Here is a 19,093-nt window from a genome sequence, read left to right on the forward strand (position 1 = left end):
ATTATGTAAACTAATTAGTTTTGAAATCAATACACGTTCATATACAGTTTAAAACGTTTTTCTGTTGCGCATACTCTTCAAAGAGGTGAATTGTATGGATCAAGCGGAGTCGAATGACAGTTTACTATTATATATCAAAAACTTATTCCATAATTCGGCGGATCTGATCGTACGGGAAGTTAGTTGGAAAGATGGCGTCGGTATCGTTTGCTTTTTTAACACGTTGACGGAAAGTGGAGAAGTGAATAAACAAATCGATATTATACGTCAACGCGCGATTGATGAACTCCCAAATTGGGGTGGAACCGCCGCATCAAACGTGGAAGCATTTTCGGTAGGGAAATTGGTAGAAAGTGTTGCAAATGGTTTTATCGCAGTCTATTTTCCCGCGACGAATCTATTAATGACAATTACGATACCATCTTATGAAGTGCGTTCAACTTCTGAACCGACCAATGAATTCGTCATTCGCGGCCCACATGAAGGGTTCGTAGAAAGCAACGATAAAAATATATCCCTCATTCGAAAGCATCTTGCAATCCCAGATCTAGTCGTAAAGGATATAAGGCTAGGGGAAGTTACGAATACGAAAGTCACATATGTTTATATCGATTCAATCGCAAATAAAGATGTTGTTGAGGGCGTTAAAAATCGACTTGAAAATATTGATACACCAAAAGTATACAGCATTGGACAAATCGAGGATTTTTTGGAAGACTCGGTTTGGTCGCCTTTCCCACAGTTCTTAAACACAGAAAGGCCGGACCGTGTAGTTGCGAATTTACTGGAAGGAAAAATCGTTATTTTCACTGACCAATCACCTACAGCACTCATTGCACCGGTTACATTTTTTTCTTTTTTTGAGTCACCAGACGATTTTAATGGACGAGTCTTGGTCGGAACATTCTATCGTATTCTAAGGGTGCTTAGTTTCATGATTGCAATTTTCCTACCTGCATTTTATATTGCGGTGGTCGGTTTCCATTCCGAGATTTTGCCGTTTGAAATAAGTCAAAAAGTGAAAGTTGCAGTGCAAGATATCCCGTACCGTCCGCTAGTTGAAGCGCTAATTGTGGAAGTTTTCATTGAAATTATCCGGGAAGCGGCAATCCGATTACCGGCACCAATTGGTCCGACAATCGGGATTGTTGGCGGTCTTGTTATCGGAGATGCGATTGTTAATGCAGGCCTGGTGTCGAATTTGATGGTCATAGTTGTAGCGATGACCGCAATTGCAAGTTTTGTCGTGCCATCATTCGAAATGAATATGACAATTCGAATGATCCGATTTCCGTTCATGCTTGCAGCGTCCCTTTTTGGATTTTTCGGTATCGCTATCGCGACACTTATCCTATTTATTCATTTGATGAATCAGTCTTCACTGAAACAACCCTATTTGTCACCGGTCGTGCCATTTGATCCCTCCCGTTTTAAAACTATTTTCTTCAGGGTACCTTATTATAAAAATCATAAGCAACAACAAACATTCACACACGGAGGGGACAAGCAGAAAGACGGTGGAGAAACTTGAATTTCAATTTATCAAGACTCCAGTTTTTCCTACTTCTTTTCATTGTACAGACAGGATCGGCATTCTTCTCCTTTCCATCACCGTTTATAAACGCAGTTGGCAGAGATGCATGGCTTGTTTTTCTCGTTGCTGGTGTCCTTCACTACATGCTGCTACTCTTTTATGAAAGATACTATATGCAGTTTGCTATTAATCCTTTCGTCGGGTGGATGTATAAAGGATACTGGCTTTTTGTTACAGTGGTATATCTTGCATACATCGACTATACGTTAGCGGCGTGGGGTTTCCCGGAAACGCCTCAATTTATCGTTCTCGCGGCGCTAGTAAGTGTATCGCTCTATGCAAATTTGAGTAGGGCGGAAACGGTCATCAATTTAACTGTAATTCTTATCCCACTCATCTTCTTTTTTCTTTTAATTTTACAGTTCGCTTGGGATGATTTCATATGGACGAACATTTTCCCACTAGGAGAATCAACTCGAACGGAATGGTTTAAAGGTCTCTTTAAGGCACAGATTGCTTTCATAGGCGTTGAATTATATTTGTTTTTCAGAAGGCATATCGATGTAAAGCAGAAAATAAAAGGCTTACCGTTATTCCTCTACCAAATGGTTTGGTTATCGTTCTTTTTCTTCTCCATTATTGTTACAATTTTATATTTCACGCTTACCGGGTTGCAACAAATTCCGGAACCGATTCTTTATATTTTGAGGTCGCAGGAAGTTACTTTTGTTAAGCGGCTTGACTTGTTCTTCCTCTACATTTGGGTGATTTGGAACATCATTGCGGTTACAATTTTCTCCTTTTCCGCTTTGTACGTTCATCGGCTTCATGCAAAAGAGCATCACAAAAGGGATACGATTATTTGGCATATTTTGCTCGTTTTGTTGCCTTTATTTTTTGTGTCAAAACAATATGTAGTAAAAATGACTGATCTTATCATTTATGTCCACCTTCTATTTACCATCCTCATTCCGACCATCGTCATCATTACGAATAGGAGGAAAGGGAAATGAAAAAAATTGCTCTTATTTCCATCGCATGTACTTTCCTGTTGGGAGGATGTTGGGATGAACAATTATACAAGGAGCTTACCATTGTACCGCTTCTTGGTTTTGAGGGGGAACCTGGGGAAATGAAGGGATATTTCACAAAGCTCGAAGTAACTAATGGCACGGCTAGTTACTCAACTGTTGAAGGAACTGGTGTCTCCCCAAGGCAAGCACGACTCGATGCCAATCGTAAGACAGGGGAAGCGCTCAGTGTTACACAAATGCAAGTAATACTCCTTTCTGAGGAGACTGCGAAAACGGATGTAATAAAGACTTTCGATGTCTTCTTCAGATCTCCAACTAACCCGGTAGGTAGTAGATTTGTCGTTGTAGAAGGGGAAATGGCTCCATATATGGAGAAGAATGAAAAGATATCGGTTGAGCTACCTAATTACTTTATTGACATGTTGGAAGCCGCCATATCGTTCTCTATTATTCCGGACAACGACATTCAAAAAGCCGCTGGAATCCTATTTGACGACGGAATTGACCTTGCATTGCCTTTCATTAAAATGTCCGAAATGACCGGTACACCTGAAGTATCGGGGGTCGCCTTGTTTAGTGGCAACGTTTTTACAGGACACACATTGGACAAGAAGGAATCCACAATCATTCAAGTTCTTCAAAAGCACCTTGGAAAGCATACGATGTTCACATACACGTGGGAAAAAGACGGTAAATCGTTTCCAATCTCAGTTCAACTAGCCACCTTCAAAAGAAAATGGGCCATTCAGGACAGCAAGATTGATGCAACTTATAAAATGAAGTTCAGTGTTGAAGAATTTGGTTACGATCACCTGGATGAAGATAAAACAAGAATAGAATTAGAGAAATACCTTTCGAAAGAATTGACTAAGGATTTCAACAAAGTGATCAAGAAATTGCAAGATGCCAAAAGTGACGTCGTTGGTTTCGGCAGAAATGTTCGCGCATTCCATCCTCACTTATGGAATAAAGGAAAGTGGAGTGATACGTTTTCGGAACTTGAGATAAATGTAAAAGTAGAGGCTGAAATTACACGTACTGGCATACTGAATTGACCATCAAAAAAACCCGCGAAGCTGAAACGCGGGTTTTCGAATTTAAATGAATTTCTTTTTTTGAATATAGACAAGACGAATTGAAAGAGTTAGTGCACCTAAAGTCAGGCCAGCAATTAGACCAACCCAATATCCGTAAGGGCCAAGTTCAGAATAAGTCGCAACTAAATAACCGATAGGCAACCCAAGTACCCAGTAAGATACTATGGCCATAATAAATGTCATATTAACATCTTTATATCCTCTTAAGGCTCCTTGTACCGGAGCTTGTATGGCATCTGATAACTGGAAGAATGCAGCATAAATAAAGAAATGTATCGACAATTTAATGATTTCAAGATCCTTGGTGTAGAAGGAGGCAATTTGTTCTCTAAATAATAATAGAACGGATACCGATACAAAACTAAATGCGATTGCCAAACCGATTCCTAAATAGCTATAATGCTTGGCATCTCTTACCCGTCCTGCCCCAATTTCTTGTCCAACAAGTATTGTTGCACCCATAGATATACTCAGTGGAATCATATAAAGCAATGAAGTGAAATTAAGTGCAATCTGGTGTGCAGAAATTATTGCTGTTGAATAGTTACTCATCATAAGCGTGACTGCAGAAAATATACTTACTTCTACAAAAATTGATATTCCAATAGGAACCCCGATAATTAAAATTTCTTTCCAATGTTTTAGCGAAACCTTACCCCAACGCTGAAACAAGTGGAATTCTGTAAAAGGTCTCCATTTCCAAGCTACTCCACAAGCGATTAAAAACACAAGCCAATAGGTAATCGCAGATGCATATCCAGCTCCAACCCCACCTAGTTCAGGGAACCCCCATTTCCCAAATATAAAAAGATAGTTTAATAATATATTTATTGGTGCGGATAATAATATAATAAACATTGAAACACGAGTTGCTCCTAGACCATCGAAAAATGAACGTAATACAGTATAAGCAAAAAGAGGTAGTAGTCCCAAACTCATTGCTTGTAAGTATCCAGAGGCTAGAATACGTACTTCCTTTTCAAGTGGCATTGCATCAAGAATAGGTGCAATTGCAAATCGTATAATCAGAAAAACTAGAAACGCTAGGGCAACTGATACATAAATTCCTTGTTGTACAGATGGGCGTACATGATCTTTCCGATGCCCCCCAATTAGTTGTGCAATAATTGGAGTCAATCCCATTAAGATGCCAGCTAACCCCGTATATACAGGTACCCATAAGGATGAACCAATTGTAACTCCTGCTAAATGGTATGTATCGTAGCGACCTGTCATAAGAATATCGAAGAGAGTGACTAAATATAAAGCAACTTGAGTAATCAATATGGGCATTACAATCTTCGCAAAAACGTTGGTCTTTCTCTTTATTGAAAGCGTATTTTCCATGGGAATCATCCTTTATATCAAAAATCTATGCTAATAAAATGGCAAACTTTAACGAAATGTGAGTAATCACCATTGTAGCATGATTTGTTTGTTATAATAGGTCAGTGTGTGTGATAATTTCCAACTAAAAAGAGGTGAATGGCCTTATGAAACGGCCGGTGATTTTATTAACAGGTGGCGGAACAGCAGGACACGTATCCGTCAACGAAGCATTGATTCCTGTTTTTGATGAAAGAGGATATGAAATTCATTATATAGGGTCACATGATGGTATTGAAAAAGAGCTAATAGGTGTAGGTCATCCTACTGTTATTTATCATGCAATTCAAAGTGGTAAGTTTCGACGTTACTTTTCAATGAAAAACTTTACAGACCCATTTCGAGTCTGTACCGCTGTTTTTCAAGCATTATCAATTATACGAAAAACAAGACCTGAAATCATTTTTTCAAAAGGTGGATTTGTTTCTGTCCCAGTAGTTTTCGCTGCTAAAATAGCAAAAGTTCCAGTTGTTATCCATGAATCGGATGTTACTCCGGGTTTAGCAAACAAAATGGCTTTACCGTTTTCAAAACATATATTTACCGTGTTTGAGGAAACTCTAGACTATGTCCCTTTGGGAAAAGCAACTTGTAGCGGGCCCATTATACGTCCAGAATTGTTGGAAGGTAAAAGGGATGTAGGTTTAGGAATTGCCCGGTTATCCGGAGAGAAATTAGTTCTTATTGTAATGGGAGGAAGCCAAGGTTCAGCTGTTTTGAACGATGCACTCCGTGACGACTTGCCAACCATTATGAAAACTTTCGACGTGATACATCTTTGCGGAAAAGGTAATTTAGTCGAAGAACTCGAAAGCATTCCGGGATATACCCAATTCGAATATGTTACCGAAGGACTTCCACATCTACTTGCAGCTTCTGACTTTGCAGTTTCAAGAGCGGGATCTAATGCGATCTTTGAGTTGTTAGCCATCCAGAAGCCCATGTTACTTATTCCATTATCTGCAGCAAAGAGTCGAGGGGATCAGATATTAAATGCTGCTCATTTCCAGTCACTTGGAGTTGCCAGTGTATTGAAAGAAGAGGACGTCCCAAAACGGCCTCTTTCGGAAGAACTTGTTTTATTAATACAAAAACAAGATGAATTAAAACGTACTATGTCGAAAGCGACATTACCGAAAACACCTCAACAAATGTCGGAACTTATCATGGAATGGAAATAAAGAGTATAATAATGTAGGTAAAAATGGAGAACAAGGTAATATTTGGTCGGTAAAAATAAGTTTATGCCTATTTAAAGCGAAAATTAACAAATCTTTAATCGAAATCCTTTAAGTTATACAGTTTGCATGGTAAAATTAACAAGGATTAAAAATATAAACACAAAATGCCTAAAGGCAAATGTGGAGGTCATTGGACATGTCGAAAAGTTTTGATACTCATAGGTCCCCTTATGCTTCTTTTTCCGGACCAAATCTTGGGTATATAATGGAAATGTATGAATTGTTTAAAACATCTCCAGAATTGGTTGATCCTGAATTAAGTGAGCTATTTAGTAAGTATGGTGCTCCAAAGATGGAAAACAAGGAACAAGCAGAAGCCTTAAGAGGTGTTGGTCCAGGCGAATTTGAAAACGTGCTTTCAGCATATAAACTGCTAGATGCTATTCGTACTTACGGGCATCTTGCTGCCGATATTTATCCGTTAAACGATCGCCCGAAAGATTATACTCGTATTGATATAGGTTATTATGGCCTAACAGAAGATGACTTGCAAAATATGCCTTCATCACTCTTTTTTGAAGACGTACCTGCAGGTGTAAATGATGGGTTAGATGCTGTCAATTACTTGAAATCTTTGTATACAGGAAAAATCGCGTATGAATTTGATCATGTTATTGATGAAGATGAGCGCAACTGGATTCAATCTAAAATTGAAAATAACAATGTCAAGATGAATCTATCACCTGATCAAAAGAAAGCTCTTTTAGATAGGCTTACTAAGATCGAAGGCTTTGAAAAGTATATTCACCGTACATTTGTTGGTGCAAAACGCTTTTCAATCGAAGGACTTGATACACTAGTAGTCTTTCTTGATGAACTTGTTCGCTTATCGGAAGAAGATAAAACTAAAAAAGTACTTATTGGCATGGCCCACCGTGGACGTCTAAACGTACTTACGCACATCTTGAATAAACCTTATGAAATGATGTTTGCTCAATTTGCCAACATCGATGATGATCCATTCCTCCCAACTGACGGTTCAGTTGAAACGTCACGTGGTTGGTACGGAGATGTAAAATATCATATGGGAGCTACATATAGCGGGGAAACAGGAACGAAAAGGTTCTTGGCTTATAATCCATCTCACCTCGAAGTAGTAAATTCTGTTGTAACAGGACAGACACGTGCTGCCCAAGAGCAAACAGATGAATCAGGGTTTCCTAAACAGGATACAAACGCTGCCTATGCGGTTCTTATTCACGGAGACGCAGCATTTCCTGGACAAGGAATTGTTACGGAATCACTAAACTACAGCCGAGTACCAGGATTTAAAACAGGTGGTTCTATCCACTTAATAGCTAACAATATGATTGGGTTCACAACAGAACATTATGATTCTAGATCAACTCACTATTCGTCAGATCCTGCTAAAGGATTTGAAGTGCCAGTTATACATGTAAATGCGGATTGTCCTGAATCTGTTCTTGCTTCAGCTGCGTTTGCGTTCGAGTATCGTAAAAAGTTCGGAAAAGATATTTTGATTGATTTACTCGGATATCGTCGCTATGGTCATAATGAAATGGATGAGCCGTTAGTTACAAATCCATTGATGTATCATGAAGTGCACAAGCATCCGACTGTTCGTGAACTTTATGGGAACGAACTAGTTTCTGCTAATATCCTTAACGAAAAAGATGTTGTTCAGTTAGATTCGGATGTTTTCAAATTAATGCAAAACGCACATGATGTTGTAAGAGATCATCCTGCATCTAAAAATAAAAAGCCTCATGATAATAGTGTTCCTGCAGAAGTTCTTGCTGGGTACCCTGTAGTTGAGACTGGTGTTGAAGAAAATGTACTTCGAAAAATGAATGAAGAACTACTTACCTATCCAAAAGAATTTTCTGTGTTTGGAAGACTTGTTAAAATTCTTCAAAGGCGAGAAGATCCATTTAAAGGAAAAGGGAAGATAGACTGGGCTCACGCAGAAACACTTGCATTCGGTTCTGTTTTACAAGATGGAAATCCAATTCGATTGACAGGTCAAGATGTTCAACGCGGAACATTTGCCCATCGTCATCTAGTTTTGCATAATGAGAAGACAGGCGAAAAGCATACTCCACTTCATCATATTAGTGGTGCAAAAGCTTCGTTTTCTGTCCATAACAGTCCATTAACTGAATCAGCAATTGTTGGCTATGAATTTGGATATAATCTAGAGGATCAAGAAGCACTTACACTATGGGAAGCACAATATGGTGATTTTGCAAATATGGCACAAGTAATGTTTGACCAATTTGTATCTTCTAGTCGTTCTAAATGGGGACAGAAGTCTGGCCTTGTTATGCTTTTACCACATGCGTATGAAGGTCAAGGTCCTGAACATTCAAGTGCTCGACTAGAGAGGTTTTTACAACTTTGTGGTGAGAATAACTGGACAGTTGCAAACCTTTCGAGTGCTGCAAACTATTTCCACATTTTACGTAGGCAGTCTAAAATGCTTGGTACAGATCCAATGCGCCCATTAGTAATCGTGTCGCCAAAATCATTATTACGTCATCCACTCGTTGGTGCAGATGTTAGCGACTTGACAGAAGGTTCATTCCAAACTGTTCTTGAGCAACCTGGAACAGGTAAGGACGTAGAAAAAGTAGAGCGTATTCTATTTGCTAGCGGTAAAATGGCAATAGATTTAGCTGAAAATGTGAAAGATGGAAAAGGTTTTGAACATCTGCATATTATTCGCGTTGAACAGCTTTATCCATTTCCTTCTGAAAAAATCAGTACAATTGTTTCACGTTATCCAAATGCAAAAGAACTTGTTTGGGTACAAGAAGAGCCAAAAAATATGGGATCTTGGTCGTTTGCACAGCCTTATATAAGTGAAATTGCAGGCGATAAAAAAGTTTCTTATTCAGGTAGAATACATCGCTCAAGCCCATCCGAAGGTGATGGAGAGTCACATACAATTGAGCAAAAACGCATCATTACTGAAGCTTTAAGCCGTTAATAACGGTATATTAAGAGGAGGAATTAATTGTGGCAGAGATCATAGTACCAGAATTAGCAGAATCGATTACAGAAGGAACAATTTCACAGTGGCTAAAACAACCAGGTGATACAGTTGAACGAGGAGAGTTTATCGTTGAACTTGAAACGGATAAAGTAAACGTTGAAATCATTTCTGAAGAAGCTGGAGTTGTTCAACAACATTTAGCAGCAGAAGGTGACACAGTTGAAGTAGGTCAGGTTATCGCTATCGTAGGAGAAGGTTCTGGTACACCAGCAGCACCTGTTGCTACTGAAACACCGGCAGAAACACCGGCAGCGCCTGTTGTGGAAGTTGCTGAAGTTGAATCAGCAGATCGTACAATCGCTAGTCCTGCAGCACGTAAATTAGCACGTGAAAAAGGAATCGATCTTGCAGCTATTTCACCAGTTGACCCTATGGGACGCGTTCGTGTACAAGACGTAGAAGCACATTCTTCAGCTCCTAAAACACAACCAGCACCAAAAGCAGCAACTCCAGTAGCAGCTGCTCAAGATGATGGTCGCATAACTCGTGAAAAAATGACACGTCGTCGTCAAACGATTGCTAAAAGATTGCTTGAAGTTAGACAATCTACTGCAATGCTTACAACGTTTAATGAAATCGACATGACAAAAATGATGGAACTTCGCTCTCGTAAAAAAGACGAATTCTTTGATAAAAATGATGTACGTCTTGGCTTTATGTCATTTTTCACAAAAGCAGTTGTTGCAGCACTTAAAAAATATCCGTATGTAAACTCAGAAATAGATGGCGATGAAATCCTCCTTAAAAATTATTATGATATCGGTATAGCCGTATCAACTGACGGTGGACTTGTTGTACCAAACATTGTAGACGCAGACCGTAAAAACTTTGCAGAAATCGAAGCAACAATCGGTGAGTTGGCTGCAAAAGCACGCGATAATAAATTGACGATTGCTGACATGACAGGTGGTTCATTCACTATTACTAACGGTGGAGTTTTCGGTTCATTATTATCTACTCCAATTCTAAATGGTGCGCAAGTTGGTATTCTTGGAATGCATACAATCCAAAAGCGTCCAGTTGCTATTGGTGATAATGTTGAAATTCGTCCAATGATGTACGTTGCATTATCTTATGATCACCGCGTTATTGATGGAAAAGATTCTGTCGGATTCTTGAAGATGATAAAAGAATTGCTAGAAAATCCAGAAGATCTACTTCTAGGATCATAAGCAATGACTTTTGCTGATTGGGTAACATCTCCGACGATTCGAACTGTGGTTTGCGCTCACGCAGATGCAGAAAAGTATGTTGTGAATAACATGCTGACACCAGGAAAAGAATACGAAGTGAAGAATGAAACAGATGAATTCATTTTTGTAGTCGATAATTCTGGAAAAGTTGGCGGTTATTACAAAACCTATTTTAATTAAGTAACGAAAGAGCCTGATACCCGCAAAGCGGTTTATCAGGCTTTTTTTAACAGGAGGAATGAAACAGATGAATCCAATCGTGTTAAATGAACAAGGTGTAAGGTCAAACAGAATGAGGAATGAAGTTGAACAAAGGTTAATTCAAGAGGGGGGTTATGTTTCACCAGACGCCCATTTATGGGAAGACGTCCTAATAAGTGTCGTCCTTAAAAAGCCTGTTTTACTTAAGGGGCCCACGGGATCTGGGAAGACGAAGTTAGCGCAATCCATCTCAGCTAAATTCAAACAACCAATGCAAAGTATCAATTGCTCTGTTGATTTGGATGCAGAAGCGCTACTTGGATTTAAAACGATTAACCAAAAAAGTGGAGAGACAGTTATTGATTTTGTCGAAGGTCCCGTTGTACAAGCGATGAAATTAGGTCACATTTTATATATTGATGAAATTAATATGGCACGTCCAGAAACCTTACCGATTTTACATAGCGTCTTAGATCATAGACGTGTGTTAACAAACCCATTTACAGGGGAAGTTATCTATGCACACGAAGACTTCTCAGTTGTTTCTGCGATTAACGAAGGTTACGTCGGAACTTCGCCGATGAATGAAGCGCTTAAAAATCGGTTTGTTTCATTTTCTATTCCATATTTATCTGGTTCAGAACTTAAGAACTTACTGATTGAAAGATATCCAGAAGCTTCTATTCAACTGATTGAAACTATACTTTCAATTGGTGAAGATTTAAAGAAACAGGTAGTAAATGGTTTACTTTCGGATGATGCCGCCTCTGTACGTAGTCTACTGGATGCATTAGGTCTTGCTGAGCACATACCTGTAAAAAGAGCCATACGGTATGCGATTGCAGAAAAAATGGATGATAAGATAGAACGCAAACTCGTAATGGAACTTGTCGATACTTGGGTGAAATGAGGCGGGTTTAGTGATGAAAATGAATCGTTTTATACAATTCAATGATGAAATGGTTGATGCAAAAACGTTAATCTTATATGAAAGACTTGGAAGGGCACTTGCAGATGCGCCTTTTCTTGAGCTAACCGAAAGGAAACTCCTCGAATTTCAACCCAAAGAGGGAATCATTTCAATGAGTGTTTTTTGGCGTCATCGAAGTGATGAGTTTATGCATGAAGGTCGATTATCGGATATATATTTATTAACTATAGGGTTCTGGAAGAAATTTAACGTAACTGATTGGACGCGTCACAGAAAAAAATATAGCACACATAAACTTCAGAAGTTTGCCTCGGAGCTACTTCTTCTTTTAGAGGAGTTCCGTCTTATAGATGAAATTATCAAAGAAAGGCCAGGGACGGAAAGTGCCTTTACTATAAGGAAGATGGCTTATAACACGTTTCATAAACAAGCAGTCATTTCAAATATGCAAAAAACTTTCTTAGCAGATGCATTATTAAGTGAATTATTCATTATGTTGAATGATGGATTTTACAATGAAACACCCATTGAATGGGGACCAATAGACATAGGTATAGTAAAAACGATTCTTCAACATGCTTATGATTCGAAAAGTACTTCTGATAGTCTATATATTACAAATCGCATAGTAGAACTAGTTGACCAAGTTATTGATCAGGATTTGGTCAATCAATATTACTCTGTTGCCGAATCATTATCTGAAGAGAATACAGTCTTTAATTATCATAAAGGAATGAAAGATGCAGCTAAGGGTGGGGAAGAGGAAAAAGATACGATTGAAGAGGTATTTCGTTCATGGCATGAAGAAAATGAGGATGAATCTGGAACCCATTTAGAGTTCGAACTAGAACATGGTCGTTCGGGAAAGTCGGATGGCGGAAAGTCTGAATTAGGAAATGAAGATGCAGAAATTGAAGAATTTGGATTCGGTGAATCTAAAGGTGATGTGAGTGACCATAGCACTGAAGATGAAACCGACAAACAAGAAAAAGACAACACTAAAAAAGCCGGAGTGCACTTTGGTAAGGAGCATATCCATGTCACTTATGAAGAACTACGTGTTGAAGTAATGGATAATCCGGAAAATCGTCAAAAATTATCCCAATGGCGCGAAGAACAGAAACCTTTTGTTCGTTCTTTTGTTGAAGAGATGAAAAAGAGAATCGAACTTAAACAGGATACAAAGCGTGAAAAGTTGATGAAAGGAAGACTTTCATCAAAACTGACGACATTAGTCGTAGATGAACGACCAAGGCCATTTTATCGAAAAAATGCGCCATCGGTAAATTTAGATGCAGTTTTTGGTTTACTCGTTGATGGCTCTGCATCAATGTTGGATAAACTTGATGAAACGAGATGTGCAGTTCTCCTATTTCATGATGTATTAAGACAGTTACAAGTGAATCATGAGATTTCATCCTATTATGAAGATGCCTATAACGCATCTGAAGAAGTTCAACCGAATGTATTTAGTCGTATGCACACATTTGCTGAACGCGATAAGGATAATGGATTAGCTATATTATCATTCGAAGCGAATGAGGATAACCGTGATGGGTTTGCAATTCGATGGATGGCCGAGCGATTGGCTGTTCGACAAGAAAAGCATAAGTTTTTACTAGTTTTCTCGGATGGAGAACCTTCTGCTTTTGGTTACGATCGAAATGGTATTTTAGATACCGCAGAAGCCGTATTAGAAACTGAAAAAAGAGGGGTAACTGTATTGCATTTGTTCTTATCTACAGAGGAACCTACCGAGGATAGAAAAGCAATATTCACTATGATGTTCGGAAGTAAAACCGCATCATCCAATTCTGTTGAGAGTTTTACGGATCAAACACTTCGTATTTTAAGGAAATCACTCGCGATTGCAATTCGTAATACTTAATAGAAAAACACAAAACCGCCTCTAGGATGGGCGGTTTTGTGTTTTCTCATGCACTGCAAGAAGACGCTGTTTAAGTTCTTCTTCCATTTGTCCAATTTCAATTTCAGCAGCTTTTCGTTTCGCACGACCATCTGCTTGAATTAGTAATGTTTCTTCAATCGTTTGTATTAAATTCTCTTGTGTTTTCTTCAATGTATCAATTTCGATAATCCCACGCTCATTTTCTTTTGCAGTTTCGATTGAGTTGATTTTCAACATTTCAGAGTTCTTTAATAGTAATTCATTCGTCGTTTTTGTAACGAGCTTTTGTGATTCTACAGCTTTCTTTTGTTTATTTAGAGTAAGTGCAATTGCAATTTGATTTTTCCAAAGCGGTATAGATGTCATAATTGAGGATTGAATTTTCTCAGCAAGTGTTTGATTTGTCTGTTGAATCATTCGAATTTGTGGTGCACTTTGTATTGTAATTTGACGGGAAAGTTGCAAGTCATAAAGTCGCTTTTCCAGTCGATCTAAAAATTGTCCCATATCATTAACTTCTTGAAATGCCATTTGGTCGTTTGATAATTCTGCTTCTCTTCGCATTTCAGGAATCAGGACATTTGCAATTTCATCCCGTTTAATTTCTGCGGCAGCAATAAATACATTGAGCGCTTGGAAATAGGTTTTATTTTGTTCGTATAATTGATCTAGCATTTTCACATCATCTATTAGTCCTCTTTTTGAATGCTCAAGTTGAATGCCTATGCGATCGATTTGAGTGCTAAGTTTTTGATATTTTGTCATCATTTCTTGCAGTGATTTAGATACTTTTCCAAATAAACGACTTAAGCCTGACTTCTTCTTTTCTGACAAATCTTCAGGATCAATTTCTGAAAGTTTGTCCATAAGATCCTTTAATATGTCCCCAACAGGACCGATATCATTGCTTTGTACGTGGTCCAGCATTTGGTTCGAAAACCTTGACAGTTCGCCTTGAGCATTCGCACCATATGTGATTATGGCTTCATAGTTACCGACTGGAATTTGTGAGGCTAATTGTATTGCTTTCTCACGTTCCTCTGGCGTTAGTCGGTCAATCAACTTAACGGCAGTGCCGGCCTCTTTATTTACAGCCTGTACATCGGTAGAAAGTATAGACTCCTTAATCTCAAATGGACTTTCAAGTAAATCATCAAATGATTTTGTATCGTTTACAACTGTATTATTCTCTGTCATTTTGTTGATCTCCTTTCATTTCAAGTAGTGGCTTTTTTTGATTCATAGTTACGTCGACAAAGTCGATTTCCATTTTCAGTTTTTCAAGATCTGAGGAAAGTACACTTCGCAAGTCTTGCTCGAGTTGCTTATGTACATCACTTAACGTTTCTCGAGTATTTTGTAGAGTGATCCTCAAATCTTTATCTTTAAGGGGTTGATTGACAAGCATTGCATACTTTGAAGTCAGTTCAACTGCTGAATCGAGATGTGCGTAAAAGAATTTTTCAACGTGATAAAACTTTTTAGGATTGGTTTTAACAATATTTAATATTCTTCTAGAAAGATTATTCATTTCATGCACTTGACGAAATGCTTGTACAGATCGTACTTTTCCATAATAGCTGTTCAACTGTCTAATTTTTACGTTAGCGCCCGTTATTTGATCTTTAATATGGCTATATTCAGAGCGAGACATTCCAAGTTTTTTTAAGTTTGATGAAAGTTGTATTTGTTTCATCGTGAATGTACCGCCAAAATAAAGCATAAATGGTATGGCAGTTGCAATAAATGGGTTTAAGCTTGTTCCAATAAGTAAGTAGATCCAGGAACCAAAGCTAATGGGTCCAGCAATTAGATGCCTTGTAAAAAACTGTTGAATTGATTTCATGTTCAGACCTCCTAAAACCTCTACTTCTAATACGTTTGAAAGTATATAAGGTTTCATTACATTACTTTAATTATAACGCATAATCCGTGTGCGCACATTGTTTTTACTTTCTTAACGAGTCATGAACTCTGTATTTTTGGGATTTACCGTGTTTAAAAGCTGCAAGCGTAAGAGTGGACAATGTTTCTTGATTTGCTAAAATGGTACTCTATTCTAAAATGATTTGTAAGAGGAGGGTAACCGTGTGTTTGAAGTTATATATATGAAGGCAGAGTATGAACCTTGGTGGATGTTTGGAGGTTGGGAAGAAAAGATAATTTCGCGTTATTCCTTTCCGGATTTTTCCGAAGCAGCAAAATGCCTTGATGAACTTGTTGTAAACCTTCGAAAATCATATAAGAATGAAAGTGAAAAATACAATTGCTATTATGCACTTTGGTCTGAGGAAGAAAAGATATTCTGTGAGGCCTGTGATGATGATCTCCAAATCTATCATGGCATTATTTTGTTAAAAGAGGGCAAACCGTTCACTAGTTAATTTTAGTAAACGAATTAGAATATTAAATCAACATGGTTGACAAAAATAGAGTTAATGATATAATTGAAAGACAATTTAAATTTTATAACCGAACCAAGACGTATTCACATATTATTAAAAGTGATCGGCGCTGTCGGTACTTTTTATAATATGTGAATTTTTCTTGTTGAAAGGTTCCATATTTAAGAACATATTATTTGGAGGTTTTTTACATGAAACAAGGTATCGTAAAATGGTTTAACGCTGAAAAGGGCTTCGGATTTATCGAAGTTGAAGGCGAAGATGACGTATTCGTACACTTCTCAGCAATTGAAGGAGAAGGATTCAAATCGTTGGATGAAGGCCAAAGTGTAGAGTTCGAAGTTGTCGATGGCGACCGTGGACCACAAGCAGCTAATGTTATAAAACTTTAATCCACAAATGAATCAAAAGAGGCATCCCGTATGGGTGCCTCTTTTTCGGAGTTTAGTTTTGAATAGATTCAAGCGAAGAAGTAACAATATATTCACCATCGCTCGTTTGCATGATTGCCTCCCGTTTAACTTCTCCAACACCTTGAACAAAATACTTTCGATTGATAGTTGTACTATTCTCAACTTTTTCGATAACAATCGCATTTAAAAATGTTTGGTAAGGTGTTTCTACAGATACATACGATCCAATAACTTCCCAACCATCGAATGTAGCTCCTAATGCAAAGGGTAACTGTAAGTAAGTTGCGATGGGGGACATCATATCTAACTCTTGTACAGTCGGAAAAGGATCTCCATCTTCAACAAGACCTGAATCTAAAATGAATATACTATCGAATGTAGTTTTAAGAATTGTTTGGATAGATGACCCGCCATTATCTTCTCGAAGAACGAAATAAATGTCGTTGATTCGAGTAGAATGTACATCAAGTTCCGCAAATTCATTTCCCTCGCCCTTATAATGAGCTGTTAAGCCGTCCCCAAGTATATGATCTGGCATTTCTGAAATCGGATCATCCGAATCTGGGGAAGTAGATGGATTAATCTCCACCGAAGTGGATTCTTCGATAGGAGTAGTTTCTTCTGGAGTTACAACATTTTCTTCTTCAGTTTCTTCTTCGGTCACAGCTTCCTCAATCACGGTATCTGTTGGTTCGTCCACATTGGAAACTTCGTTACTAATTGATTCGTCGTTCGAACAAGCAATAAGGAATATAGTTGCAAGTGTCCATAATGTTATAAGGAATGCTTTTTTCACTAGAAAACAGCTCCTTTCAAATTGGTGTACTCTATTAGACGTATCTTTATTATAAATGTTACACCCTAATTGTTCAAATATTAAAAAAACGTACATCCAATAACCGGATGTACGTTTTCAAATTTAGTTTTTGTCTTTATACTCAATATATTCATCATAAGTCATGAGTTTGTCGAATATAGTACCATCTTCACGAACCTCGATAATCCGGTTCGCAACTGTTTGGATAAACTGTTGGTCATGTGAAGTGAATATCATAGCTCCTTTAAAAGCTACCAACCCATTATTGAGAGATTGAATTGATTCAAGATCCAAGTGGTTCATTGGTTCGTCTAATAGCAGTACGTTTGAATGCGAAAGCATCATCTTAGATAACATACAACGAACTTTTTCTCCACCCGATAGAACAGAAGGTTTTTTATAAACCTCTTCACCTGAAAATAACATGCGGCCTAAAAATCCACGAAGGAAAGTTTCAGTCTGATCTTCAGGTGAATACTGACGTAGCCATTCTACCAGTGATTTTTCAGATCCCTCGAAATATTTACTGTTATCGAGAGGGAAGTAAGAGCGAGAAGTTGTTACTCCCCATTTGATTGAACCTGAATCTGGTTCAACTTCTTCAGCTAACATTTGAAGAAGAGCGGTTTTTGCTAGAGCGTTCCCCAAAAGGATTACCTTATCTTCTTTACCAATTGAAAATGTAGCGTCTTTAATTAAAACTTTACCATCTTGAGTTTTAGATACATCTTGAACACTGAGTACATCATTACCGATTTCACGATCCATCTGAAAATTAACGAACGGGTAACGACGTGATGATGGTTTAATATCATCAAGTTCAATTTTTTCAAGCGTCTTTTTCCGCGACGTTGCTTGTTTTGACTTGGAAGCATTTGCACTAAAGCGCGCAACGAATGCTTGAAGCTCTTTAATTTTTTCTTCTTTTTTCTTGTTTTGATCTTGTGACATTCTAAGTGCTAGTTGACTCGACTCGTACCAGAAATCATAGTTTCCAGGGTAGATTTGAATTTTAGAAAAGTCTAAATCTGCTATTTGTGTACATACTTTATTTAAAAAGTGACGGTCATGTGAGACAACAATAACTGTGTTGTTAAAGTTAATTAGAAACTCTTCCAACCACTGAATTGCTTTCAAGTCTAGATGGTTCGTCGGCTCATCCAAAAGAAGTACATCTGGTTTGCCAAACAATGCTTGTGCTAGAAGTACTTTCACTTTATCAGAACCTGAAAGTTCAGCCATTGTAACATGATGAAGATCTTCAGAAAGTCCTAATCCTTGAAGTAGGATTGCAGCTTCAGATTCTGCTTCCCAACCATTTAAATCACCAAATTCACCTTCGAGTTCAGCAGCGCGCATGCCATCTTCATCTGAAAAGTCTTCCTTCATATAGATCGCATTTTTTTCAGCCATAATATCGTATAGGCGTTTATGTCCCATAATTACAGTATCAAGTACCTGGTGTTCTTCATATTCAAAATGGTTCTGTTTCAATACAGCCAATCTTTCATCTGGAGCCATAATGACATTTCCAGATTGTGGGTCAAGTTCTCCCGATAATATTTTAAGGAAAGTTGATTTCCCCGCACCGTTCGCACCGATAAGACCATAACAATGGCCAGGGTTGAACTGTATATTGACATCTTCAAACAGCTTGCGGTCGCCAAATTGAAGACTTACATTACTAACTGCTATCATAAAAAAATCCTCCTAAATTCACAATGTTCCTAGTATAACACGAAATGCTTTCAGAATGGAATGCTCTGCACTAGTATGAGTAAAATGTTTGTGGGTGAATAAATAGCAACCGCTCCCTGTAAGTTTGAATCCTGGTTTTGGATTCAAACTTACAGGGAGCGGAAAGCAAGCGATAGCGCGATAGGTTTATAGGCATGAAAAAGGGGCTCTCTTTCTGT

General features: G+C 38.1%; 16 protein-coding genes. 11 read left to right on the top strand and 5 right to left on the bottom strand.

The genetic code is table 11. The features are described from left to right. The first annotated feature begins 94 nt into the window (after positions 1-94). The 3 genes from ACXYMX_RS13345 to ACXYMX_RS13355 are packed head-to-tail and all read left to right on the top strand — an operon-like array spanning position 95 to position 3,623. Positions 95-1,531, top strand: coding sequence for a spore germination protein (locus ACXYMX_RS13345; protein WP_459044739.1), 1,437 nt, complete (start codon positions 95-97; stop codon positions 1,529-1,531). Further along, positions 1,528-2,547, top strand: a complete 1,020-nt coding sequence (locus ACXYMX_RS13350) for a GerAB/ArcD/ProY family transporter (protein ID WP_459044740.1) — start codon at positions 1,528-1,530, stop codon at positions 2,545-2,547. The genes ACXYMX_RS13345 and ACXYMX_RS13350 overlap by 4 nt, the downstream gene beginning before the upstream one ends. Continuing rightward, the gene (locus tag ACXYMX_RS13355; protein WP_459044741.1) at positions 2,544-3,623 is read left to right on the top strand and encodes a Ger(x)C family spore germination protein; all 1,080 of its coding nucleotides are present in this window, start codon (positions 2,544-2,546) and stop codon (positions 3,621-3,623) included. The genes ACXYMX_RS13350 and ACXYMX_RS13355 overlap by 4 nt, the downstream gene beginning before the upstream one ends. Positions 3,624-3,665: 42 nt before the next feature. Here the strand turns inward: ACXYMX_RS13355 and ACXYMX_RS13360 are convergent, their stop codons facing one another. Continuing rightward, positions 3,666-5,012 (bottom strand): MATE family efflux transporter, encoded by a 1,347-nt coding sequence (locus ACXYMX_RS13360; protein ID WP_459044742.1) that lies wholly within the window; start codon positions 5,010-5,012, stop codon positions 3,666-3,668. A gap of 146 nt (positions 5,013-5,158) precedes the next feature. Between ACXYMX_RS13360 and ACXYMX_RS13365 the strand changes: the two genes are divergently transcribed. The 6 genes from ACXYMX_RS13365 to ACXYMX_RS13390 all read left to right on the top strand — a co-directional run bounded on the left by ACXYMX_RS13365 (position 5,159) and on the right by ACXYMX_RS13390 (position 13,521). Next, entirely contained in the window at positions 5,159-6,232 is a 1,074-nt protein-coding gene (locus ACXYMX_RS13365; RefSeq protein WP_459044743.1) for an undecaprenyldiphospho-muramoylpentapeptide beta-N-acetylglucosaminyltransferase, read from the top strand. Between the two features lie 196 nt (positions 6,233-6,428). Then, the gene (locus ACXYMX_RS13370) at positions 6,429-9,242 is read left to right on the top strand and encodes a 2-oxoglutarate dehydrogenase E1 component (RefSeq protein WP_459044744.1); all 2,814 of its coding nucleotides are present in this window, start codon (positions 6,429-6,431) and stop codon (positions 9,240-9,242) included. Between the two features lie 29 nt (positions 9,243-9,271). Continuing rightward, positions 9,272-10,480, top strand: coding sequence for a 2-oxoglutarate dehydrogenase complex dihydrolipoyllysine-residue succinyltransferase (odhB, locus tag ACXYMX_RS13375; protein WP_459044745.1), 1,209 nt, complete (start codon positions 9,272-9,274; stop codon positions 10,478-10,480). Between the two features lie 3 nt (positions 10,481-10,483). Further along, positions 10,484-10,681, top strand: a complete 198-nt coding sequence (locus ACXYMX_RS13380; protein WP_459044746.1) for a DUF6501 family protein — start codon at positions 10,484-10,486, stop codon at positions 10,679-10,681. A gap of 67 nt (positions 10,682-10,748) precedes the next feature. Then, a complete protein-coding gene (locus tag ACXYMX_RS13385) occupies positions 10,749-11,612 on the top strand; it encodes an ATP-binding protein (protein WP_459044756.1) in 864 nt (287 codons plus the stop codon). Between the two features lie 13 nt (positions 11,613-11,625). Continuing rightward, positions 11,626-13,521 (top strand): vWA domain-containing protein, encoded by a 1,896-nt coding sequence (locus ACXYMX_RS13390; RefSeq protein WP_459044747.1) that lies wholly within the window; start codon positions 11,626-11,628, stop codon positions 13,519-13,521. Between the two features lie 21 nt (positions 13,522-13,542). Here ACXYMX_RS13390 and ACXYMX_RS13395 read toward each other — a convergent pair whose 3' ends face one another. Further along, positions 13,543-14,739 (bottom strand): toxic anion resistance protein, encoded by a 1,197-nt coding sequence (locus ACXYMX_RS13395; protein WP_459044748.1) that lies wholly within the window; start codon positions 14,737-14,739, stop codon positions 13,543-13,545. Beyond that, positions 14,726-15,388 carry a 5-bromo-4-chloroindolyl phosphate hydrolysis family protein gene (locus ACXYMX_RS13400; protein ID WP_459044749.1) on the bottom strand — a complete coding sequence of 221 codons (663 nt, stop codon included), beginning with the start codon at positions 15,386-15,388 and terminating at the stop codon, positions 14,726-14,728. Before ACXYMX_RS13400 ends, ACXYMX_RS13395 begins: the two co-directional genes overlap by 14 nt. Before the next feature lie 244 nt (positions 15,389-15,632). Between ACXYMX_RS13400 and ACXYMX_RS13405 the strand changes: the two genes are divergently transcribed. Both ACXYMX_RS13405 and ACXYMX_RS13410 read left to right on the top strand, forming a co-directional pair. Beyond that, on the top strand, positions 15,633-15,926 hold the full coding sequence (locus tag ACXYMX_RS13405) for a DUF1033 family protein (protein WP_459044750.1): 294 nt from the start codon (positions 15,633-15,635) through the stop codon (positions 15,924-15,926). 212 nt (positions 15,927-16,138) lie between these two features. Further along, the gene (locus ACXYMX_RS13410) at positions 16,139-16,339 is read left to right on the top strand and encodes a cold-shock protein (protein ID WP_459044751.1); all 201 of its coding nucleotides are present in this window, start codon (positions 16,139-16,141) and stop codon (positions 16,337-16,339) included. Positions 16,340-16,391: 52 nt separating this feature from the next. Here the strand turns inward: ACXYMX_RS13410 and ACXYMX_RS13415 are convergent, their stop codons facing one another. Then, entirely contained in the window at positions 16,392-17,156 is a 765-nt protein-coding gene (locus ACXYMX_RS13415) for a hypothetical protein (protein WP_459044752.1), read from the bottom strand. Positions 17,157-17,279: 123 nt separating this feature from the next. Beyond that, positions 17,280-18,875 carry an ABC-F family ATP-binding cassette domain-containing protein gene (locus tag ACXYMX_RS13420; RefSeq protein ID WP_459044753.1) on the bottom strand — a complete coding sequence of 532 codons (1,596 nt, stop codon included), beginning with the start codon at positions 18,873-18,875 and terminating at the stop codon, positions 17,280-17,282. Positions 18,876-19,093: the final 218 nt, after the last annotated feature.

This window comes from Sporosarcina sp. CAU 1771 (genome assembly GCF_054482775.1).